This window comes from Meishania litoralis, from assembly GCF_042611095.1.
In the GTDB taxonomy this organism is placed as follows: Bacteria; Bacteroidota; Bacteroidia; order Flavobacteriales; family Flavobacteriaceae; genus Meishania; species Meishania litoralis.
In genome coordinates, this window is the sequence record NZ_JBHFPV010000004.1 from 243,406 (window position 1) to 265,701 (window position 22,296).

At 41.8% G+C, this 22,296-nt stretch carries 20 protein-coding genes; 3 read left to right on the forward strand and 17 right to left on the reverse strand.

What is annotated here, in order from left to right:
* Nucleotides 1–2: 2 nt before the first annotated feature.
* Nucleotides 3–1,097 (reverse strand): Nif3-like dinuclear metal center hexameric protein, encoded by a 1,095-nt coding sequence (locus ACEZ3G_RS14705; RefSeq protein WP_432426274.1) that lies wholly within the window; start codon nucleotides 1,095–1,097, stop codon nucleotides 3–5.
* 49 nt (nucleotides 1,098–1,146) lie between these two features.
* On the opposite strand from ACEZ3G_RS14705, the gene lpxK reads away from it, so the two are divergent.
* Nucleotides 1,147–2,151 (forward strand): tetraacyldisaccharide 4'-kinase, encoded by a 1,005-nt coding sequence (gene lpxK, locus ACEZ3G_RS14710; RefSeq protein ID WP_432426275.1) that lies wholly within the window; start codon nucleotides 1,147–1,149, stop codon nucleotides 2,149–2,151.
* On the opposite strand, the gene ACEZ3G_RS14715 is transcribed toward lpxK, so the two are convergent.
* The 8 genes from ACEZ3G_RS14715 to ACEZ3G_RS14750 form a co-directional block, all read right to left on the reverse strand.
* Nucleotides 2,138–4,357: an ATP-binding protein gene (locus ACEZ3G_RS14715; RefSeq protein ID WP_432426276.1), complete on the reverse strand. Its 2,220-nt coding sequence runs from the start codon at nucleotides 4,355–4,357 to the stop codon at nucleotides 2,138–2,140. The two genes, lpxK and ACEZ3G_RS14715, sit on opposite strands and share 14 nt — an antisense overlap.
* On the reverse strand, nucleotides 4,354–5,364 hold the full coding sequence (gap, locus tag ACEZ3G_RS14720) for a type I glyceraldehyde-3-phosphate dehydrogenase (protein WP_432426277.1): 1,011 nt from the start codon (nucleotides 5,362–5,364) through the stop codon (nucleotides 4,354–4,356). The genes ACEZ3G_RS14715 and gap overlap by 4 nt, the downstream gene beginning before the upstream one ends.
* A 44-nt stretch (nucleotides 5,365–5,408) precedes the next feature.
* A complete protein-coding gene (gene lipA / locus ACEZ3G_RS14725; protein ID WP_432426278.1) occupies nucleotides 5,409–6,284 on the reverse strand; it encodes a lipoyl synthase in 876 nt (291 codons plus the stop codon).
* Between the two features lie 122 nt (nucleotides 6,285–6,406).
* Nucleotides 6,407–7,168, reverse strand: coding sequence for a creatininase family protein (locus ACEZ3G_RS14730; RefSeq protein ID WP_432426279.1), 762 nt, complete (start codon nucleotides 7,166–7,168; stop codon nucleotides 6,407–6,409).
* Nucleotides 7,169–7,371: 203 nt separating this feature from the next.
* The gene (locus tag ACEZ3G_RS14735; protein WP_432426280.1) at nucleotides 7,372–7,908 is read right to left on the reverse strand and encodes an RDD family protein; all 537 of its coding nucleotides are present in this window, start codon (nucleotides 7,906–7,908) and stop codon (nucleotides 7,372–7,374) included.
* A 186-nt stretch (nucleotides 7,909–8,094) separates the two neighbouring features.
* Nucleotides 8,095–9,363 carry a sterol desaturase family protein gene (locus ACEZ3G_RS14740; protein ID WP_432426281.1) on the reverse strand — a complete coding sequence of 423 codons (1,269 nt, stop codon included), beginning with the start codon at nucleotides 9,361–9,363 and terminating at the stop codon, nucleotides 8,095–8,097.
* Nucleotides 9,364–9,446: 83 nt separating this feature from the next.
* Nucleotides 9,447–10,166, reverse strand: coding sequence for a response regulator transcription factor (locus tag ACEZ3G_RS14745; RefSeq protein WP_432426282.1), 720 nt, complete (start codon nucleotides 10,164–10,166; stop codon nucleotides 9,447–9,449).
* Entirely contained in the window at nucleotides 10,156–11,427 is a 1,272-nt protein-coding gene (locus tag ACEZ3G_RS14750) for a sensor histidine kinase (RefSeq protein WP_432426283.1), read from the reverse strand. Before ACEZ3G_RS14750 ends, ACEZ3G_RS14745 begins: the two co-directional genes overlap by 11 nt.
* A 462-nt stretch (nucleotides 11,428–11,889) precedes the next feature.
* Between ACEZ3G_RS14750 and ACEZ3G_RS14755 the strand changes: the two genes are divergently transcribed.
* A complete protein-coding gene (locus tag ACEZ3G_RS14755; RefSeq protein ID WP_432426284.1) occupies nucleotides 11,890–12,264 on the forward strand; it encodes a doxx family protein in 375 nt (124 codons plus the stop codon).
* A gap of 28 nt (nucleotides 12,265–12,292) precedes the next feature.
* On the opposite strand, the gene ppk2 (ACEZ3G_RS14760) is transcribed toward ACEZ3G_RS14755, so the two are convergent.
* The 7 genes from ppk2 (ACEZ3G_RS14760) to ACEZ3G_RS14790 all read right to left on the reverse strand — a co-directional run bounded on the left by ppk2 (ACEZ3G_RS14760) (nucleotide 12,293) and on the right by ACEZ3G_RS14790 (nucleotide 20,187).
* A complete protein-coding gene (gene ppk2, locus ACEZ3G_RS14760) occupies nucleotides 12,293–13,078 on the reverse strand; it encodes a polyphosphate kinase 2 (RefSeq protein ID WP_432426285.1) in 786 nt (261 codons plus the stop codon).
* A gap of 1 nt (nucleotide 13,079) precedes the next feature.
* The gene (ppk2, locus tag ACEZ3G_RS14765) at nucleotides 13,080–13,928 is read right to left on the reverse strand and encodes a polyphosphate kinase 2 (RefSeq protein ID WP_432426286.1); all 849 of its coding nucleotides are present in this window, start codon (nucleotides 13,926–13,928) and stop codon (nucleotides 13,080–13,082) included.
* Between the two features lie 117 nt (nucleotides 13,929–14,045).
* A complete protein-coding gene (locus tag ACEZ3G_RS14770; protein ID WP_432426287.1) occupies nucleotides 14,046–14,639 on the reverse strand; it encodes a hypothetical protein in 594 nt (197 codons plus the stop codon).
* Nucleotides 14,640–14,680: 41 nt separating this feature from the next.
* Complete coding sequence (locus ACEZ3G_RS14775) at nucleotides 14,681–15,877, reverse strand: DUF4440 domain-containing protein (protein WP_432426288.1); 1,197 nt, start codon at nucleotides 15,875–15,877, stop codon at nucleotides 14,681–14,683.
* Between the two features lie 121 nt (nucleotides 15,878–15,998).
* Nucleotides 15,999–16,322 carry a hypothetical protein gene (locus tag ACEZ3G_RS14780; RefSeq protein ID WP_432426289.1) on the reverse strand — a complete coding sequence of 108 codons (324 nt, stop codon included), beginning with the start codon at nucleotides 16,320–16,322 and terminating at the stop codon, nucleotides 15,999–16,001.
* A gap of 5 nt (nucleotides 16,323–16,327) precedes the next feature.
* A complete protein-coding gene (locus tag ACEZ3G_RS14785; RefSeq protein ID WP_432426290.1) occupies nucleotides 16,328–17,422 on the reverse strand; it encodes a Gfo/Idh/MocA family protein in 1,095 nt (364 codons plus the stop codon).
* A gap of 134 nt (nucleotides 17,423–17,556) precedes the next feature.
* Nucleotides 17,557–20,187 carry a valine--tRNA ligase gene (locus ACEZ3G_RS14790; protein WP_432426291.1) on the reverse strand — a complete coding sequence of 877 codons (2,631 nt, stop codon included), beginning with the start codon at nucleotides 20,185–20,187 and terminating at the stop codon, nucleotides 17,557–17,559.
* 195 nt (nucleotides 20,188–20,382) lie between these two features.
* Between ACEZ3G_RS14790 and ACEZ3G_RS14795 the strand changes: the two genes are divergently transcribed.
* Nucleotides 20,383–20,775, forward strand: a complete 393-nt coding sequence (locus tag ACEZ3G_RS14795) for a DUF1573 domain-containing protein (RefSeq protein WP_432426292.1) — start codon at nucleotides 20,383–20,385, stop codon at nucleotides 20,773–20,775.
* A 46-nt stretch (nucleotides 20,776–20,821) separates the two neighbouring features.
* On the opposite strand, the gene ACEZ3G_RS14800 is transcribed toward ACEZ3G_RS14795, so the two are convergent.
* Nucleotides 20,822–22,123 (reverse strand): aspartyl protease family protein, encoded by a 1,302-nt coding sequence (locus tag ACEZ3G_RS14800; RefSeq protein ID WP_432426293.1) that lies wholly within the window; start codon nucleotides 22,121–22,123, stop codon nucleotides 20,822–20,824.
* Nucleotides 22,124–22,296: the final 173 nt, after the last annotated feature.

The following is a 22,296-nucleotide window of genomic DNA, read 5'->3' on the forward strand; positions in this document are numbered from 1 at the left end:
ACTTATAAATACTTGATGGGATTGGTTTTACTTTCCGATAAACGGATTGCAAAATTAGGAATTTTTTCGGTAAGATAATCAACTAAAAGATTTTTTGTAAACTGCTCCGTTTCAAAGTGTCCGATATCTGCGATTATCATCTTTTTCTCGGCCTCAAAGAATTGGTGGTATTTAACATCTGCGGTGATAAAGAGGTCCGCTCCGGCCGATTTTGCCTTAGCGATCGCGAAAGCCCCACTGCCACCTAGAACCGCCACCTTTTTTATCTTTTTGCGAAGCAACTCGGAGTGTCTGATGTTAGAAACCTTCATCTTTTCCTTAACGAACAACAGAAACTCTTTGGCGTCGATCGATTTTGGCAATTCACCGACCATGCCCATGCCAATAGTTTGGTCTGAATTTTCAAGGGTGAAAATTTCGTAGGCCACTTCTTCGTAAGGGTGGTTCTCAAAAAGTGCCCTAAGAACCGATTTTTCTTCCGATTTGGAGAATACGACATTGATCTGGGTCTCTTTCTCATGGTGGGTCGTGCCTATTTCCCCTTTGGCGGGATTGGCATTTTCGCCTGCTTTAAAACTTCCTGATCCGTTCGTAGTGAAACTGCAATTACTATAGTTGCCCATTTTTCCGGCCCCAGCGGCGAACAAAGCATTTAGCAATCGCATCGTATCGGCTTCAGGAACATAAGTGGTCAATTTTTTGACCGTACCTTTTTGCGGAATCAGTATCCTTGGATTGCCGATACCCAAAATTTCACAAATTTTGGCATTGACACCCATATTCGAATTGTCCAAGGCGGTGTGCATACTATAAATCGCGATGTTGTTTTGAATCGCCTTGATGACCACCCGTTCAACATAGGTGGCACCGGTCAATTTTTTTAATCCTGAAAAAATGATGGGATGAAAACTGACAATAAGATTGCATTTTTTGGTAATAGCCTCGTCGATGACATTTTCCAAAGTGTCCAAGGTAACTAAGATACCCGATACCTGCATATTCTTTTCGCCCACTAAGAGTCCCACATTGTCAAAATCTTCAGCATAGCACAGAGGAGCCAATTCTTCAAGTATATCGGTAACTTCTTTTACTGTCATTTTGTTTTTTTACGAGTCGTTCAAAGATAAAATATTATAATTTCGTTGTGTGCAACTCCTTAGAAAAATAGCTTTTCCGATTTCGTTGATATACGCCGCCGTGGTCCACGTTCGAAATCTTCTTTATGATTTAAACATTTTTGAATCGAAATCTTTTAAAACACCGACTATTTGCGTCGGAAATTTGAGTGTCGGTGGTACAGGTAAGACCCCGATGGTCGAATACTTGGTGGCCCTTTTGACTAAAGAATACAAGGTTGCGGTTCTAAGCCGGGGTTATAAAAGAAAATCCAAGGGGTTTGTACTTGCCTCGCCCAATAACACCGTTGAAGATATTGGGGATGAACCTTATCAAATACATTCGAAGTACAATGAAGTGCCTGTTGCCGTTGATGTTGATAGAAGGAACGGAATCTCAAAACTTGAAGAACTGGTCAAACCCGATATCATTATCTTAGATGATGCTTTTCAGCATCGTAAGGTATCGCCCACCATTTCCATTCTTTTGACCTCGTATGGCAGTTTGTACAATGACGATTGGTATTTGCCCACCGGAAATCTTAGGGATAGCAAGCGGGAAGCTCGTCGGGCGCATATCATAATCGTTACTAAATGTCCTCACGACCTTTCCGAGAAGGCCCAAAAGGCGATGATCTCAAAATTAAGGCCCCGCGGCGACCAAATGATCTTGTTCAGTTGTCTGAAATATAGTAATGTTCATTCTGAAAAAGGGGTTCAAACGGAAGTTGATTCTTTGAAGAAAATGAAAATTACCTTGGTTACCGGGATAGCCAATCCGGAACCGTTGGTAGAGTACTTGAAAAACAAAGGGCTTTTATTCGAGCACCTTAGCTTCAAGGACCATTATTTCTTTACTCAAGAGGATATTGAAATATTGAATGCCAAAGATTACGTTTTAACCACTGAAAAAGATTATGTTAGGCTGAAAGGTAGGGTCAGAAACTTACATTATATAAGCGTCGGGCATTCTTTTCTGAATGATGGCGAAGCTGTTCTGAGCGCTGAATTGAAAAAATCGATCAAGCAGTGTTAGTAACCTTCTTATCGAAAATGTTCTCACCGATTTTTTGATAAAAGACCTCTGGTTTAAAAGGTTTTGTAACGACGTCGTTGCACCCGGCTGCGTAGAAGCTCTCCAAGCTATCATCCAATGAGATGGCTGTAAGGGCAATGATAGGGGTCGTCTTATCGAATTTTCTAATTTCAATGGTAGCCTCCTCACCACTGATGCCGGGCATGTGAATATCCATCAAAATGGCATCGTATTCATTGTTTTTGGCCAATTCTATGGCCTCGGTACCGTTGCTGGCAATATCACTGGTGATTTCTTTTTTGGTCAGCATCTTTTTTGTGATGACCTGATTGATCTTATTGTCTTCAACGATCATCAAGTGCAATCCTTTGAAATTGTAATCCCGCTCAGTAATTTCAAAAGGTATATCGTCTATAACACTATCCTTGCTTTTTAATTTCAGTTCGAAAAAGAACGAACTACCCTCTCCTAATTCACTTTCCAATCGAATTTTGCTGTCAAAAAGACCCAAAAGGCTTTTGACTATGGTGAGGCCTAGCCCGGTTCCGCCATATTCGCGATTGATCTGAACTGAGCCTTGTTCAAAACCTTCGAAAATGTTCTCTTGCTGCTCTTTGGAAATTCCGATGCCGTTATCGGCCACTTCAAAATACAACGTTACATCTTCCTCCTCTTTTTTTAGCAAACGTGCGATTACTTTTACCTCACCATTTTTGGTAAATTTTAGGGCATTTCCGACAAGATTCATAAATACCTGGGACAACTTAAGTGGGTCGCTCATCAGATGTCCTGGAATCTCTTCGTCGTATTCCAAAATAATCTTGGTCTTATTCGCCTTGGCACTTTGCTGCAATGAATCGATTACCTCTTTTAGAACTTTTTTAAGGTTGAATTCAATATTCAAAGGTTCCAACTTTTTCGCATCGATTTTATTGATTTGGAGTATGTCGTTAATGAAATTCAGTAGATAGTCTCCAGAAAATTTTAATGCCTTAAGATGCTCTTTTTGACTATCGTTCGGATTTTCCTCCAGTAATAAATGTGTTAGTCCGGTGACGGCATAGAGGGGGGTCCTTAGTTCATGGCTAACTGTGGACAAGAAGTTGGTCTTGGCTTCCATGGCACTCACGGCAGCGTCCCTGGCGGCCTGGAGCTCGTTGTTCTTGGTCTGCAGTAGATCGTTGGTCTTCAACTTGATTTGGTTGTTGCGATACAGCGAAACGGCCAAAAGCGAGATAATCGTCAAAAAAGCCGAAGTCAGAATGGCCGTTATTTCAGATCGGTTCGCCGATTCGCTCAAATCTTCAATGCGCTCATCTTGTCTTTTGATCTCATCGCCCATATTTTCGATTTGGATCTTATCGGCGGTTTTGGCATCGATCTTGGCCTTCTCGACCGTAAAGATTGAATCTTGGATCAACATCAGGTTTCGTGTGCTACCTAAGGCCTGGTCATACTTTCTAAGCCTTTCATAGGTTTGGCTCAACTGATGATTGGCCTCGAGCATTTCATTTTGAAAGCCGTTGGCAACGGCAAGTTTAAGGGCCTTCTCGCCATCGATCGCGCTCTGTTCAAAGTTTTCGGTGGTGTAGTGAAGTTTGGCCAGACCCAAATGGGCCCTTGTCGCCAGATAATCTTTTTCCTTTAAATCGGTATTGATAACCAACGAATTGAAATTCTTGGACGCATCTTCGAACTTTTCCAGCTTCAAGTAAATGTTTCCTTCTGTCAGCAGAATGTTGTTGAAGAAATTTCGGTCGTTGTTAAGTTGTCTGGCTTCTTCCAGGGAAAAAATCGCTAGATAGTTTTTTCCTTCATTGAATAGACGAATGGCCTCTAGATACTTCTGCATTGCATCCCCATAAGGATATGCTACTTCTTCCAACATTCCTTTGGCTCGGTCCGAAAAGAACACTGAGCTTTTCTCATTATCTACTTTTAGGTAAAGCAAGGCCATTTTGTGGTAGCTATCGATCCAAGCCTTGATGTCTTCTTTTTGTTGTGCTAGCTCTGCGGCTTTATCGAGCGCCTCCAAGGCAAGGGTAATTTCATTCTTATTTTGATATTGCAGGGCCCGATCAAAATAGGATTGAATGTCATTTTGTAAGGAATCTATCTGTTGACCCTTGGCACTCTTCAAAAAGATGAAAAGTAAAAGAACCCCTAAAAGGATTCTAATCTTGCTATGTGATAGTTTAATTCTCAAACGTATTGTTTGTTGATCAATAAATCGACCAGATCGATAATTCGGCTACTATAGCCCGTTTCATTGTCGTACCACCCTATTATCTTGACCATCTTGCCAATTACGGATGTCATCTGAGAATCAAACGTACAAGAATGGCAACTATTGTTTATATCCACAGAGACTATAGGATCTTTCGTATATAAAAGTATGTTTTTTAGTTCATTATGGGAAATTCGTTCGAAAGCCGCGTTTATTTCATCAATGCTTGTCTGGCGTTTTACGTTAAAGGTAATATCGGTCAATGAGCCATTGGGCACGGGTACTCGAATACCGCATCCGCCTATTACGGTCGCAAGTTCAGGAAATATTTTCGTAAGGGCTTTCGCGGCCCCGGTCGTAGTGGGTATGATCGATTGCCCAGCGGCCCTGGCCCTTCTAAGGTCATGGTGCGGTCGATCATGAAGACTTTGGTCCGATGTATATGAGTGTATTGTGGTAATATAGGCCTGTTCGATGCCACAGAGGTCCTTGATGACCTTGATCATAGGTGCGGCGTTGTTCGTGGTACACGAGGCATTTGAAATGATATCGTCTTCATTCGATATAATGGATTCATTGATACCTAAGACGACCATTTTGATCGACTCGTCTGACGGGGGAGCACTCAGGATTACTTTTTTGGCACCATTGTCGATATGCGGTTGCAGCATTTCCCTAGTTTTATGCTTTCCCGTGCATTCCAGCACGATATCGGTTTGAAAGGCTGACCAATCTATCTCTTCGGGAAGTCTGTGATTTAAAAGCGGAATGTGTCGATTTTCAATCGAAATACTGTGCGCACCATAGCCTATCTCTTTTTCAAGCGTGCCGTGAATGCTATCGTATTTTAAGAGATGTGACAGGGTTCTGGCATCGGCCAGATCATTGATGGCGACTATATTCAGGTGCGGATGGCGGATTAGAAGGCGGAATAACGTTCTGCCGATCCGACCAAAGCCGTTGATGCCGATATTCGTTTTCTTCATTTCAAGAATTCCGTGGCGGCGGAAGATTTTATTTGACCATGAAATTAATCGATGTGTTTATGGGCCTTATAGGAAGAGCGAACCAAAGCACCACTTTCTACATGCCTAAACCCCATTTCAAGACCGATTTCTTCGTATTTCTTGAATTGCCCGGGTAAGATGAACTCACTTACAGGCAGGTGCTTTTTCGAAGGTTGAAGATATTGGCCTATTGTGACCACATCAACATTTGCATTTTTCAGGTCTTTCATCGTCTGGACCACCTCTTCTTCTTTTTCGCCCAACCCCAGCATAATTCCAGACTTGGTACGCTTGGCCCCATTGGCCTTCAAGTAGCGAAGTACTTCTAGGCTTCTTTCGTACTTGGCCTGTATGCGTACTTCGCGGGTCAGACGCTTAACGGTTTCCATATTGTGCGAAACCACTTCTGGACCTACCTCGATAATACGATCCAAATGCCGTTCGACGCCCTGAAAATCGGGAATCAGGGTTTCCAATGTGGTATTCGGGTTCATTCTGCGTATGGCCTTGACGGTCTCGGCCCAGATAATGGAGCCCAAGTCCTTTAGGTCGTCTCGGTCAACGGAAGTGATAACGGCATGTTTGATGCCCATGATCTTAATGGATCGGGCTACTTTTTCGGGCTCTTCCCAGTCAATATTCTCGGGCCTACCGGTCTTTACCCCACAAAATCCACAAGAACGGGTACAAATGTTGCCCAAAATCATAAAAGTGGCCGTGCCTTCTCCCCAACACTCGCCCATATTCGGACAACTGCCCGAAGTACAGATGGTATGAAGATCATATTTCTCAACCAGACCTCTCAGCTGGGTATATTTTTTACCAGTGGGAAGCTTTACCCGCAACCATTTCGGCTTGCCTTTTGGAGGAATAACATGTTCAATGGTCGTATTGCTCATTGCATTGTTTTAGACCACAAATATACGAAGTATTCAAGGGAAGTCTTACTTTGGATTCCTTATGCCGGATCACTTAAATGTAAACCCTTTGTCGGGTTGCGATTAAGGGCGCTATCAACCCCCTATTCGTATAGATCATTGAGGTCCGCATTACATAATTCGACCAGAAAGTCCCCCATTTTTAGTGTGATGGCCTTAAAAAAGCGTTCACCTTTTTCTTTTGTGGCCTTATGGGGGTTACCTACCCCGGTATCATCGCTGATTTCAGACCATTTACGTTCGGCCCATGCCCATCCCTCATTGAAAGCCTTGATCTTGTATTTTTTATCCTTTCCATCGCCCCATTTTTCATGCGGAAGCACCAGGTCGGGCCGTAAATAAAGCATCAAACTGGTTTCCATTTCATCGGCGTGGTCGCCTGCTTCCTCAAAAAAGGAATATTTGTCAAGCATCTGCGGAAAGAAACAAAAACTAATGAACATCTTCGGAAATTTCAAGCCTAGTTCGCGCACCAGGGGTTTGAAGTTGTTTCCGCCGTGGCCATTGAATATCAGTAGTTTGTGAACGCCTTGTCGATTCAAGACCTCAACAATGTCGGCCAAGATGGCAAGTTGCGTACTCGGATTGAGATTGATATCCAGGTAGATATCCGATTGTCCGGTATTTACTCCAAAAGGAATTGTTGGTAAAATGACGACTTTGGCATCTTTTTCCCATGCCATTCGCGCGGCTTCGGCGACAATGTGGTCGGCCTGAATATTGTCGGTCGCATAAGGCAAGTGATAGTTATGCGCTTCGGTAGCGCCCCATGGCAGTACCGCCAAGTCGAACTTGGCATCCTTAAGTGCGTTCCAGTTTGTTTCGGCAAGTATGTAAGGTCGCATATGTTTCCGTTTGAAACACAAACTTAAGAACCTGTTTCGGTAATACAAGCTATGTGGAAAAATATCCTCTTTAGGAACGTAACGACGGACTTCTGAATTGCACCATCCGTTTTGCACATAGTATGTTCAATATCAACTAACTAACAGTTTCAAGTTTGGGAAATCAGAAGGATATCATTAACCCATGAACGTTGAATATTTGTCTATTCGATTTCGATAACACGTGTTTTCGAAAATTTGTCATGCCAGCCGATGGCATCATGGTTCAAAAATGAAAAATGATTGAAGGGAATATGCCTGCACAACGATCGGATGAAAATGGTGCCAAATCCCGGTTTTTTTCCATCTTCGGTGATAACCTTGGTTTTTGTGAAGAATTTGCCCAGGGATCTTCCGGTGAAACCTTCGAAGAAGCTATAATATATCAGCGCAATTATGAACCCCAAAAGATAGTCGCGAAGCTTGTCGTCTTCGTCCAATAAATACATCTGTGAAGGAAAATAATAGACAAGAACCACGCCTATTACCGTACCTACTATCATGGCCAGGCCCAACACAAAAAATTGATCGATCAAAAAGTTGATAAAACGTTTGCCCTGACTTGCCAGCTTCGTATGCGAGACAAGTGTGTTTTGTTCGTCCATCCGCATTTGTAGCACATTGTCTTTTTCGAAAGTCGGGCATTCATTGTCAAAGTCGGCTATGGCTCCCGTGAAACTACAAACCAATCCAAGGTTCAAATCCTTTTTTTGATGGTTGCAAACCATACAGAATTTCAGATGTTCTTGCCGTGTCATAAATTTTGGTCATCGGGGGTTGACATAGTACAAACGGCTTACTTTGAAAAAGTATATATTTATTCGACCAACTACATGATAATGTTGTAAATGTGTATTTTAGGCCAATACAAACCGCCAATGGAAGACTTATGCGGGTAGTTGGCTCGGCGAGGTGTTCTTCTCAAAAAAAGTAAAATAGATACTTCCCAAAATGGTGATGGCAAAATAGATTGCGACAAGCCAAGCCCCCCATTCGAAATAGGCATTGATACCGAACCAATCCTTTGTCCAAAGTATCATTGCAATACCCAAACCGCCGCGTAAAACCTCTATCCATACGGCGTGTTGTTTACGGTCCATGAGGCTCGTGTAACCATAAATGCCGACAAAAACTAGTGTTCCGAACAATAAAAGTCCGTCAATCCCTATTTGCGAATAATTGAAGAACATGAACCATAATAGGGCAACTGTTATCAACAGTTGAAAAATCACATAAATATCAAATAGTGGGGAAGATGACGTTTCATAACGTGCAAAACCATATACGTCTTCGATAACCTTAATAGGGTACTTTTCTTTTACATCGTTAGGTCGCCACCCGGTCGGCATGAACCAAATACGTAATTTATCCTTGAAGCTTTTTGTTCGCCATGCATCTTGCGTCAAACGCCAAAAATGCTGGAAATTGATAAGTACGGGGTTCCATGTCGATGCAGGTTTCAATACGCCGTATTGAGGTGGGACATCATCAAGCTCTTCTTGAAAGGTGCCGAACCAACGGTCCCAGATACAGAATATGGCGGCCAGGTTTTTATCGATATATTCAGGATTGATGGCATGATGTACCCGGTGCTGCGATGGGGTCACAATGATATATTCCAACCATCCCAATTTGCCGATATGTTGGGTGTGATACCAAAATTGGGCGAACAAATGTATCGGTGCGAGTACCGCGATGATTTCGTTGGGCACCCCTAAAACGGCAGCAGGAATCAACAACAGTGCAAAATACCCAAAAATATTCGAGATTGGTTGTCGCAGGGCACAGGCCAGGTTGAACTCCTCACTACTATGGTGTATTACATGTTGGTTCCAAAATATGTTGACCTTGTGGTTGAGCCTATGGTTCCAATAGCTGGCAAAATCAATGGCAACAAATGCAATCAACCAAACTACCCATGAAGTCTTGATTTCTGTAATCGCCAGATATTTTAATAGGAGAGGGTAGGAGACCAATATAATGCCCAATCCCAGTGTGTCTTTAATGATATTGGTGAAGCCAGAACTGATGCTCGATACCGAATCCATTACCTTATGCTTCTGATCTTTGATGAAAAAACCATACGAAATTTCAAAGATGAGCAGTATCAAAAAAAACGGTATTGCGTAGAGAAGGGCTTGTGCATACGATTCCATATAGTCTAAAGTATGTAATTATGGGCAAAGTTCAAATCAATGAAATCGACCTTTTTCATCCAAATATATCATGTGTCATATATTCAATTCTCGGTTTTCGTATCTGCCACCCTCAGAATAAAACCTTGTCCATGAACGTTTTCCAACTTAATATTAGGGTCTTTCTCCAAATATTTTCTTAGGTGGGTAATGAATACGTTTAGACTCTTTTTGTTAAAATAATCGTTTTTGCCCCAAATAGTGACTAAGATATCCCTATGTCGGCATAATTGGTTCTTGTGTGCCAATAAGAAACTTAGAAGTTGATTCTCACGTGATGTCAGATGGATTACTTGATCTTTAAATACCAATTCTTGATTTAGATCATTGAAGGAATATTGTCCTAAACTGTATATGTTTTTCTTGGTCTTTTCCGCAGCCATCGAATTGGTCAACCGTGACAATAATGAATTGATCCTGATTACCAGTTCCTCTTCGTCAATTGGTTTTTTAAGATAATCTACGGCGCCTAATGAAAAGCCTTTCAAAACATCTATTTTAAGTGATTTTGCCGTCAAAAAAATAAAGGGAAGGTCGCTATATTTTTCCTTGATTTTTGTTGCAAGTGCAAAACCGTCCATTTTCGGCATCATTACGTCTAGAATGGCCAGGTCAAAGGTTTGTTCTTCCATTTCCGTCAAAGCCTCGTGGCCATCTTTTGTCCAAACGATTTCGAAATCCTTCATTTTAAGATATTCCGAAAGTAGATACCCCAGTGAGGCATCATCTTCAACTAACATTAACTTATATTTTCTATCGTTCATTCGTTATCGGAATTAAGATGGAAACTGTTGTACCTTTATTTTTTTCGCTTTCAATAAGTACCTTTCCCCTGTGTTTTTCAACGACGTTCTTGACGTAGCTTAACCCAAGTCCGTACCCTTTTGTCTTGTGCAGATCGCCATTCTGAACTCGGTAGTATTTTTGAAAAATACGACCTTTATCCTTTTCGTCTATTCCTATTCCGTTGTCCGAAATGCCTATAACGAGGTGCTTTTTCGTTTTTTTTGCCTCAAGATGTATTTGGGGGTCGTTCGAATATTTCTTGGCATTGTCCAATAGATTGTTGATCGTATTTTCAAGATGGAATACTTCGGCCATAATGGTGTACGGGCCGGGCTCCAATTCATGACTAAACGAGACGTTTTCTATTGCTGTCAAAGCTTGAAATTCTTCGCAGAGTTTCTGTAAATAGGGTCTAAAATCAACCCTTTCTAAAGAGAACATCTTTTTATTCGCCTCAAGCCTACCGAGTTCAAGTACCTTATCGATGTGGTCGGTCAAACGTCGCACTTGCAATCTTAGAATATTGACCAACGGCTTCTGCTCTTCGGTAGCACTGTTTTCCAATATTTTGGTGGCAAGGCCCATTGAAAAAACCGGCGTCTTCAGCTCATGGGTGAGATTATTAATAAAATTGTTGGTTACCGTAATCAGGTTTCTCTGCCAATAATACGTTCTCAATACCCATAAAACCGCAATTATTATTCCTAAAATAAAGAGTAGACTCGGTAGTGTAAGACTATTTAACTTTGACAACAAATATTTGTTAAGGTCTTGAAACTTAAGTTCGAGGATCAAACGTTTATCAAGAAGGTTGGGGAGGTATCCTTCAAGTTCTATTGGGTATATGGTAGTATTTTCCAACTTTTCAAATGAAGTAGGCGATTTTAGATAGTACAGGGAATCTTTGGTGTGCAACTCATAAGTAAAATCGATGTCTATGCCATGGTAAATAAGCCTTTCCTCGATAATATCATTTAAAAAATTACGCGAGGCATCCTGAACTCTATCTACACCAAGTCCATAGTAACTATCGTCTTTCTCAAGGGCCCTTCCTATTAAAAAAGTGAGTTTGTTCCGATAATTAAGTTCTTGTTTTATTGCTTCATTTGCCTGTCCGATTTTTTTATCGAACTGAATTTTGGCCAGGCTCAAACCTATTTTTAGGTATTGGTATTGTATTATGGCAAGGCCTAGTATCGAAACTATGAATATTGCTATGTAGAATTTTCTTTTCTTCAAAATCGGAACTAAATAACAGAAAATTAGCCATTTCCTAACGTTAATTAATCTTTTGTTAATTCAATTAATACCCGGTTAATCTTTTTTGACCATGGGTTAATTCTTTTCTCAAGGTTATTGGGGTATATTGGCCCCAGTTAGTTTTAAGTTAATTATTTTAATAAATACAATTAAAAAGTTGGCCCCAAAAGGGCTGCTTTTTATTTGTCGGCAAATGACCGAAAGTATTGTCAATGTATCTAGAAAAATATCTATTTAAGATTTAGCTTCAACTATCGATTAATGAAAGGATTGTAAACCGATTTATTGTTCGAATGAAGCATGTAATACGTTTTATAACCAATAAAAACCTCACTTATGGCCAACGGGATGATGAATTCACAAAATACAAGGTCTACTCTAATTTCGATTTCCATAGGATTGGTTTACCTGTGGTTCGGTGGGTTAAAATTTTTTCCGGGGATGAGCCCTGCGGAAGAACTGGCCATAAATACTATAGATCAACTGAGTTTTGGGATTCTGGCACCCCGTATTTCGTTGATCCTTTTGGCAATTTGGGAAACAACCATTGGTCTTTTTTTAGTGTTCAACATCAAGAATCACATCGTACTCAAATTGGCCATACTCCATATCGTTTGTACGTTCATGCCCCTTATTTTCTTTCCAGACAAAGTATTCGGGGAGAACACCCTTTCACTATCATTGTTGGGCCAATATATAATTAAGAACGTTGTAATACTGAGCACGTTACTTGTGCTTTTATCAGAGGTTCAACAAAAAGCATTTAAAAAGGCCAAAAAGAGAAAACTCGAAACATCCGTTGCCCGAACGAACTAAGGATTAAAGAAATAATGGAACCGAAAACCTATATTTTATAGGGAATAGTTTTTAATACGTGATCCATCGCGGCGAGCCTGGCCTCAGGTTTTTTGTTGGCCTCTATTATCACCCATGGGGCGTGCGGGGTATCGGTCTTCTCGAACATCAATTGCTTGTATTTCGTATAATCGTCCCATAGTTCTTGGGCCCTTTCGTCTACGGCGGACATTTTCCATCGTTTCAGGTTGCTTTTTTTGATATCGTCGAACCTTTTCTGTTGTTCTTCCTTGGAAATTGAAAAATAGAACTTTATAAGATAGGTGTTCGACTGCACGATCATTTTTTCAAATTCGTTCACCTGATCCATAAAGATGTCGTATTGGTTCGGGGTGCAAAACCCATTGACAGGTTCGACTACGGCCCTGTTGTACCAACTGCGGTCAAAAAAGACTATTTTTCCTGGAGCGGGCAGCTCGTTCACGTATCGTTGAAAATACCATTGGCCCTGCTCTTCTTCAGTCGGTTTGTTCAAAGCGATTACCCTATAGTATCGAGGATTTATATGTGCGGCTAGACGTCGAATGGCCCCACCTTTGCCGGCTGCGTCGCGACCTTCAAAGACAATCACGATTTTTTTATCGTTCTCGATGGCCCAAGTCTGCAATTTGACCAGCTCTATTTGTCTCTCAAGCAGCTGTTTTTCATACCGTACCTCTCTCAGGGTTTTAGCGACATCTATTTTTTTGTTTGAAAACAAACTGCGCAAGCCCAGCTTTGAATTAAGTAGTTTTACATCTTCTTTCGATAATTTCAGATTGTTCGTCGATTTCATATCAAATATCGATTTGTTTGGCATTGCGATAATAGCGCTCGATTAAATTGGGATCGGGCAAAAGCTTATTGGATAACGACTTATCATCAGAGTAATCAAATCTCGATAATAGGTATCGAATACTTTCTAGGCGTGCAGTTTTCTTATTATTGGCCTTCACGATTACCCATGGGCAAAATGGTGTGTGGGTTTTGGTGAACATCTGTTCTTTGTAAAAGGTATAGGTATCCCAAAGTTCTTGTCCTTTTTTGTCCACCGGGCTGAATTTCCATTCTTTAAGAGGGTTCTTCAGCCTTGATTCGAATCGTTCTTTTTGAACTTTTTTTGAAATTGAGAACCAAAACTTTACGATAATCACACCATCTTCATAAAGCATGTGCTCAAATTCGGGCACCTGTACCATGAACTGTTCGTATTGGTCTTGATTGCAAAAACCCATTACAGGCTCTACCACGGCCCGATTATACCAACTTCTGTCAAAAAAGACTATTTCGCCAGGATTGGGCAATTCTTTGATGTACCTTCTAAAATACCATTGCCCCCTTTCGTTGTCGGTCGGTTTTGAAAGGGCCACGACACGTGACGACCTCGGGTTCAGGTGCTCCATGAAACGTTTTATCGCACCGCCTTTTCCTGCGGCGTCACGACCTTCGAAAATTACCGCCACACGTAGTTTGTTCTTTGTGATCCACTGTTGTAGGTTGACCAGTTCGCCCTGTAACTTGGTCAATTCTATTTCGTATTTCAAATTCTTTACTACATTCTTGACGTCAATTCTCTTAGCCTTGGCGATTTTGATGAGGTCTTTTCGTGTTCTTGCCTGTAAAAAGTCTTCCGAGGTAAAATCCATTGTCCAATTTTTTATGGGAAAATCAAAAGTACGGTTTTGCGAAATGGCAAAATATGACAAATGCCATGGTCTTGGTCAAAATTCGACCAAAAACACCTTTAAAAAATAATATTTTGCTTAAAAGGGCCCGACCATTATATGTGCCCTGAAAGTGCCGGGGTCCATGAGCCAGGGCATGCCTTTTTCATGGGGTTTTATGGGGAGTCCTGTAGATTCAGGCGTGGCAAACGGAGTATAGATTACATAACGATATTGCCCATCGCCAAGTTCACCCGTGGCTTTGTCGTACGCTTCATCACTTCCGTAGTAGACATACATCATGCTGGGTACAATGGGCATTTGCCATTTTCCAGCGGCGACTTCGGCACCTTGTATTTCGCGTTTTTCCTTGGTGTTCTTACCCTCGGCCGTGAGTTCCCTACCCCTTTTCATAAAGGGTTCCAGCTCTTTGGAATAGCAGGCGACGCTAATACCTTCTTTGTTCGGGTCATCGCCGATACAGACCAAATTATTAGTGCCTTCCCTAAGAACCACCATTTGTCCGGTTTCATCGTAGCCATATACCATTGCCGCGTCTTTATCGGCTTCGGGGGCAGGTAAAGTGGCTGTCTTGATTTGGATTTTTGCAGGAAGTATTTCCGGTTTTTTTGCTTCTTGCGAAATTCCCCAAAAAAATGAAAAAGTCAGAAGAAGGAAAGATGCTTTTTTCATGTCGATTAATTTATTGGTTCAATTATTGGTGTTTAACTTGATTATCGAACGGCTTGCCTCGCCAATAGTTTCCAAAATCCATTTTCTTTGATGAAAATATATAAAATTTTGAGCGTGATCGGGTTAGGTTTCCCATCATTGACAAGTTCCGCCTGCATGGTACTACGTACCCAGGCTGCATTCTCCTTTATCGTAATATCGGGATCTGGAAAATCGATCTTTGAAAAATCCGAAGTACCGTTCAAAATGTTTTCGATAAATATTTTTCTATCTTCAATGCTGCCGCCCGAATGGCCATAAGTAAGTTCCTCGGCGGTAAGGTTGTGCAACTGTAGCGAATCTGCAGCGATAATGGCCTTGTGCAGGTTATTCACGGTCAATTCGATTGCTTTGTTGTCGAGATCTAAAGATCTTAGATAGGCCAAGTGCATGGGCAGTTGTTCGGTGGCCCTTGAAGATTCGTCTTCTATAAAATGATATTTAACACCTGTATCCTTAGCGGCCTTCATTACAGCGGCTATGTTCACATCACCGGTGCCGAGTACGACATTACGTTCTTTGTCCTGTCTGCCATTTTGGTTGTCGATAGTCCCCATCATTCTATCCTTCAAATGGGTAACTGGAAATCTACCGGGGTATTTTCGTAAAATCGCTGCGGGATTTTGACCTGCATTTCGCGTCCAGAATACATCCATTTCGATGTTTACGTATCGCGGATCGGTATTTTCCATCATATAATCATACATGGTACCGGGCCCTGAATAGGGGCGAAACTCGTAACCATGCGCATGGTATAACAACGAAATGTCCGCTTCCGCCAGTTGCTTTCCGGCTATGTTGAACACCTCGACCCCTTTCTTCATATCGTCAAAGGTGAAATCATCTCCGTTATGCGGTATCCAATAGCATACGGCATATTTGGCCCCAAAAAATTTGAGGTTTTCGATAATCGAGGCGATACTGTCGCTGTTGGTTAGATCCTCGAATGATACGCCACCCGCAACGACCTGAAATCCATGTTTGTCCAATAACATTTTGTATTCCTCTCTAGACATACTTCTCGAACCGGCACCTTCAATGTATTTGATGCCCATCGCCTTGAGTTTGACGAGAGCGTTTTCGACATCATCTTGCATAAGGCCTCTGGCCGTTCCCATTATGATTCCTACTTGGGGTTCTTGGGCCAGGATTGGATATCCAATTAGGATAAAAAATAAGGCAAGGATAATTTTTTTCATTTTCGTGATCGGATGGTTCTTCTCAAATGTAAATAAAAAAAAGATGAGCATGTTTTGCCAGACCCGCTATAAGTTTGCAAATTCGGTATATGCGGTTTCTTTTCTTTCTAAAATGAAAATTCTATTTGGCAGGAAGCGACATTACGTAATCGTAGCTCATATCAAGTAGTTTTGCCAAGGTATCCAAATCTTGTAACATTTTGTCGGGAACCAATACATACCCCTTCATAACTGCTCCATACGATCTGTAAATCGTTGTAGGCCATTCTTCGATGTATTTTTCTTGTACTTCTTTTGAAAAACGAATGCCGATTTCACAGTCTTTGTTAAAAAGTGAGAACATATAACCGTTTGCGGAGGTATAGGGCATGGTCTTCCCCTTTCTTTCAAATCGCGGGCATTTCGCAACAAGCTGGTCGTAAATCTTGAGTTTTTCCTCGCGCATGGCAGTTATTTCAAATCAATCGTTTTGCCGGTCTGGGCACTTTCGCGGGCCGCTTCCAATATTTCTACGACGATCATGTTGTTCTCAAGAGATGACAGATCACTCGGTTTCAATTCGATTTCACCACGAATTACGGCGGTAAAAAGCCTGAAAGGGTCATCAAAAGGAGCTTTTCTTTCCTCCAGTTTGAATTTTTCTTCGCTAAAACCATCATAGCCTTCCGAAATGCGAATCCGCATATCATGCCGGTTGTCTGCATAAACAACACCCTTTTCTCCATATATTTCCATATCCTTTCTTCCAATGGGCCAATTCCATGAAGGCTCCAAAATGGCCATACTGTTGTCATAAGTCAAAAGAATGGTGCAATCATCATCTACTTTAGGATTGTTTTCTGCTTGTAATTGTTGCGTAACCGCGGTAACCGTATTGGGTCTTTTTCCTTCATGTAGCCAAGTCAGCAAATTGGCGCCATAACAACCAAAATCGATCAATGCGCCCCCACCGTTTTGAACGGGATCCGTAAGCCAATCCAAGAACTCTTTTTGGACTCCTATTTTCTTTGGGCCTTTATGCCCATCACGAACGATAACCTTTCGTACGTCACCGATATCCCCTTTTTTTAGCAGTTCATAGGCCTTATGGTTTGTGGGGTACCAAGTAGTCTCATAATTGGTAAGTAGATGGATTTTGTGTTTTTTGGCCAACGCTTCCATTTTTTTGGCATGTGCCACACTTACGGCCAAAGGCTTTTCGACCATAACATGAATTCCTTTTGGCGCACAGGCCTCAACAACGGCCAAATGCTCATGAATTGAACCGAAGGCGGTTACGGCGACAGGTTTCTTTTTCGTCAGCATTTTTTCCATATTGTCAAAAACCAAATCCATCGAAAGCCCATATTGCTCCATATAGCGTTTCGCCAGATCGGTGTTGGGCTCGACAATACCGACAATTGTAATATCACCGCTTTTCTGGGCGCCGAAAACCCAATTTACGTGTCCGTGGGTCAAGCCTGCCACACCTATGGGCATAGGGTCTTTTTGTGCAGATAATTGCAGGGCGGCAAAGACTAACAAGAGAAATACAGTTTTTTTCATCGAGGATTGATTTTTCTTATGAGAAAGTTTAATCCACAATTTATGAAAACGGATTCAAAAGCGTACTTGTTAGACCAAGTTTTATGCAATCGCCAATTTAAGGGATTGATAATTTAAAGAACCTTGGACTTCGTTTACAATAGACTCGCCAAACTTTTTTCCAAAGTCTCGATTTTGGCCTCGGCATCGGCCTGCTTTTTACGCTCCAGGGCAATAACCTTTTCGGGGGCATTGTTTACAAAACGCTCATTTTGAAGCTTTTTTTGAACCGATTGTAAAAAACCGCGGGTATATTCAAGTTCTTCGCGAATCTTTTTCATTTCGGCGTCAATGTCTATGGTGCCGGCCATAGGAATAAAGTATTCGTTGCTTTTTACCCGAAATGTCAACGCCCCTTCAACGGTCTCATCGACATACGAAATACTCGAGATATTGGTCAATTTTTGAATGACCACATCCCAATCATTCGAAGCGTTTTCACTATTTATGACCGATAGTTCAAGGGCTTCTTTCATGGCGATGTTCTTGTCTTTTCTGATGGTTCGAATGCCCGCAATTACTTCTGAAGCAAAGTCAAACCCCTTGATCAGGCCATTATCGTTTTTGCCTATTTTTGGCCATTCGGCCACGATCAAGGCTTCTTTGGGCGTTCTCGCTGCAATATGTTGCCAAATTTCTTCGGTCAAGAAGGGCATAAAAGGATGCAACAATTTCAAGTTCTGTTCCAAAATATCGATTACGGCATCGAAGGTCGTTCGGTCGATAGGTTTTTGATAGGCCGGTTTTATGATTTCCAAAAGCCAGGAACTGTAATCGTCCCAGACTAACTTATAGGTGGCCATCAGAGCATCTGAAATTCGGTATTTGCTGTAATGGTCTTCTATCTCGACCAAAGTTTGGTCGAACTTTGCATGAAACCATTCAATGGCCAGTTTCGATGCTTGGGGCTGCGGAATGTCGGCGACCTCCCAACCTTTTACAAGCCTAAAGCCGTTCCAGATTTTGTTGGCGAAATTTTTCCCCTGTTGACATAGATCTTCGTCGAACATCAAATCGTTGCCCGCCGCCGAGCTTAACAAAAGGCCTACGCGAACGCCATCGGCCCCATAATCGTCGATCAATTTTAAGGCATCGGGCGAATTGCCCAGAGATTTTGACATTTTACGACGCTGTTTGTCCCTGACAATACCTGTAAAATAGACATTTTTAAAGGGCTTTTCGTTGCGATACTCATATCCTGCGATTATCATGCGCGCTACCCAGAAGAAAATAATATCGGGTCCGGTGACGAGATCGTTGGTCGGATAATAGTATTTGATATCGTCATTGTCAGGCTCCAAAATACCGTTAAAGACGGTCATTGGCCAAAGCCATGATGAAAACCAGGTATCGACTACATCTTCATCTTGTCGAAGATGTTCTATCGCCAATTTAGGGTCGTTTGACTTATCTTGTGCCAATTTTAAAGCCTCATCGATGTTTTCGGCAACTACAAAATCGTCTTGCCCATCGCCATAATAATACGCGGGAATACGTTGGCCCCACCAAAGTTGGCGTGAAATGTTCCAATCACGGATGTTTTCCATCCAATGGCGATATGTGTTTTCGAATTTTTTTGGGAAAAACTTGATATCCTCGGTTTCAAGAACGGCCTTAAGAGCCGGTTTGACCAGCTCTTCCATCTTTAAAAACCACTGATCGGAAAGCCTTGGTTCGATTACCGCTTTCGTACGTTCTGAAGTTCCTACCTTGGTTAGGTATTGCTCCGTTTTGACCAAAAATCCTTTTTCTTCAAGTTCTTGGGCAATCTCTTTTCGAACCGTAAAACGGTCTTTGCCCTCGTAATGCAATCCGAAGGAGTTCAATGTGGCATCGGCATTGAATATATCGATGGTCTCCAAATTGTGCTTTTCGCCCAAAGCCTTATCATTGACATCGTGCGCAGGGGTGACCTTTAAGCAGCCCGTACCGAACTCGATCTCAACATATTCGTCTTCGATAATAGGAATAGACCTTTCGCAAATGGGTACAATGGCTCTTTTGCCCTTTAAATGATGGTGGCGTTCGTCATTGGGATTGATACAAATAGCGGTATCGCCTAATATGGTCTCAGGCCGGGTAGTGGCAATGGTCACTTTTTCGTCGGAACCTTCTATTTGATAGGCAAGATAATATAACAGACCTTGTTTTTCCTCGTAGATGACCTCTTCGTCCGATAGGGTCGTTTGGGCCTGTGGATCCCAGTTCACCATGCGATATCCCCTGTAAATCAATCCTTTATTGAATAAATCGACAAAGACCTTGATAACGGATTCAGACATATTGTCATCCATTGTAAAAGCGGTTCTATCCCAATCGCATGAGCATCCCAATTTTTTCAATTGTTCCAAGATAACACCGCCATATTCTTTCTTCCATTCCCATGCATGCTCCAAGAATTCATCCCTCGAAATACTGTTCTTGGCAATACCCTGTTCTTTGAGCCTGGCCACAACCTTGGCCTCTGTAGCAATCGAGGCATGGTCGGTACCGGGCACCCAACAGGCATTCTTGCCCATAAGGCGGGCCCTTCGCGTCAATACATCTTGCAGGGTATTGTTCAACATATGCCCCATATGCAGCACCCCGGTCACATTTGGCGGTGGGATAACAATGGTGTAGGGTTCACGCTCATCGGGTATTGAATGAAAGTAGTTGTTTTTCATCCAATAGTCGTACCATCGGTTTTCGGCACTGGACGGTTCGTATTTTGAAGGAATCTCCATTTTTTTTGGAACGGTTTTTGTTAATTCCTGTCCGGCAAATATAAACGTCCCAAAAAGATATGTTAAATTATCGATCTAGGACGCCGTTCGCCGAAAAAGGAATACGAAACAAAAATAAGTAACGTTACTATATAACGAAAGGATTTTGAGGTTCATCTGAAAAGATTTACTTTTGAAACCAACCCTAAATTTAATATGATGAAAAGAATAGTACTACTATTATTTATGGGCCTAATGGCTTTTAACCTTACCGCTCAGGATAAGAAGGCAAAAATTGAATTCAAGACCGAAACGGTCGATTATGGCGAAATCGAAAAAGGTGCCGATGGCATACGTGTTTTCGAATTTACCAATACAGGAGATGCTCCTTTGATTATCAGCAAAGTCAGCTCAAGTTGTGGGTGCACAATCCCGAAAAAACCTGAAGCACCTATTCTTCCTGGCAATAAAGGAGAAATTCAAGTAAAATACGATACAAATAGGGTCGGACCGATAAGAAAGGCCATAACGGTCATTTCAAACGCCGATACACCTACCAAAGTTTTGAAGATCAAAGGTGAGATCAAGGCCGCCGAAGGTACCAAATAGACGAGCCTTAATTTCTATAACGGTTATAAAAGCCCTGACGATTTCGTCAGGGCTTTTCTTTGAGCATATTTTTAAGAACGAACGTAAAAAGTAAATCAGAGTTGTACCGTTCGATCAGTACCTTGACTTTTTTACCCTCACGTTCGTTGAGCATATGCATGATTTCCTGAAGTTTGAAACGATGTACGCTTTTTCCGTTGACGGCCAAGATCACATCACCTTCTTGAAGACCTGCGCTTTCGGCCGGACTACCGGCACGTATTCCTGAAACAACGATTTCGGGAACCAAGCTAAGCCTGGTCCTATTTTCGAAAAGTATTTGAACGTCCCCGAACGATTTTTTGTCATTGTTGACCACCCCATTGGCATCAGTAATACGCTCTGAAATATAACGGAGTCCGTCATGCTGAAGTGCGATGCCGCTCATATTGTAATGGAAGGGCTTATTAAAATTGTTGTTTTTTCGCAACGTTATTTTTCCATTGGGATAATCGAAGATAATATTGAACCGTTTCAAAACTTCGCCTCCCATGCTTCCGTTTCGATCCCCAAGGTTTTTAATATCGTTGAAGGCTTTCATATCAGGAAACGCGGCTTTGGCATCATGAAGCATAAAACTTCCGATTTTGATACTCTTGACCATGGTGCGTTTTCCGAAGATATCGCCACTCAGCCCCTTTCCGAGATAGTCTTCGTAGTTTTGCTCGGGCACATCGATCTTTTCGTTTTTAAACAACCAAATTGCATCACTACTACCGGTGTCGAGCAACATTTTGACGGGTACGTTGTCACTGCCTTTTATTTGCACCTCACCGTCTATATAGGCCTTTTTCCGGATGATATGAAGTGGTAGGGTCTCACTTTTTTTATCAGGCCTTAATCGATATCGTTGAGGGTCATGAAACTTTATGACCTTGCTTGAATAGTTGATATCTACTACAAAGTCCCTGAATAGCTCGTAGCCGATTATACCATGTACGGGTATGCCCAGACTCGGTGAAAAATTCATTTCGCTATCGAGAACGACGTACAGTTTTTCGTTTCTATTTCGAATGTTGCCCAATTTAAAATCATTCTCTTTGGAGCTCAAAGCCTTGATAGGTTCTCCATCGCCCAATCCGTTGATGGTAATCTCGGATACATTGTTGATTTGAATCGAATCTTGATCGGTCAAGTTGAAGAGTATCGGCTTGCCCACACCCGAATCAAGTACAAAAGAAAGTTCGGTGCCGTTCACGGTAACCGGAATGATTACTAAATTGTTGATCAGTTTGAATTTCACTTTTTGAAACCGCTGTCCTTCGGGCAAAGAGAATCCTTGTGACAATCCGTAATACGGTGAACACATGAAGATGACAAAAAGAAAAGCGATGACTCGACCCAACCTTCTAATTTTTAACGGATTGACTTTCTTAAAGTTAAGTATTTTTCAATTAAGGGCGATATTTATTAACATAATTTGGGTCAAATAATTAAATGATAAGGATATTGCTTTGTCCGCAGGGTTTTCTCATTTTTGCT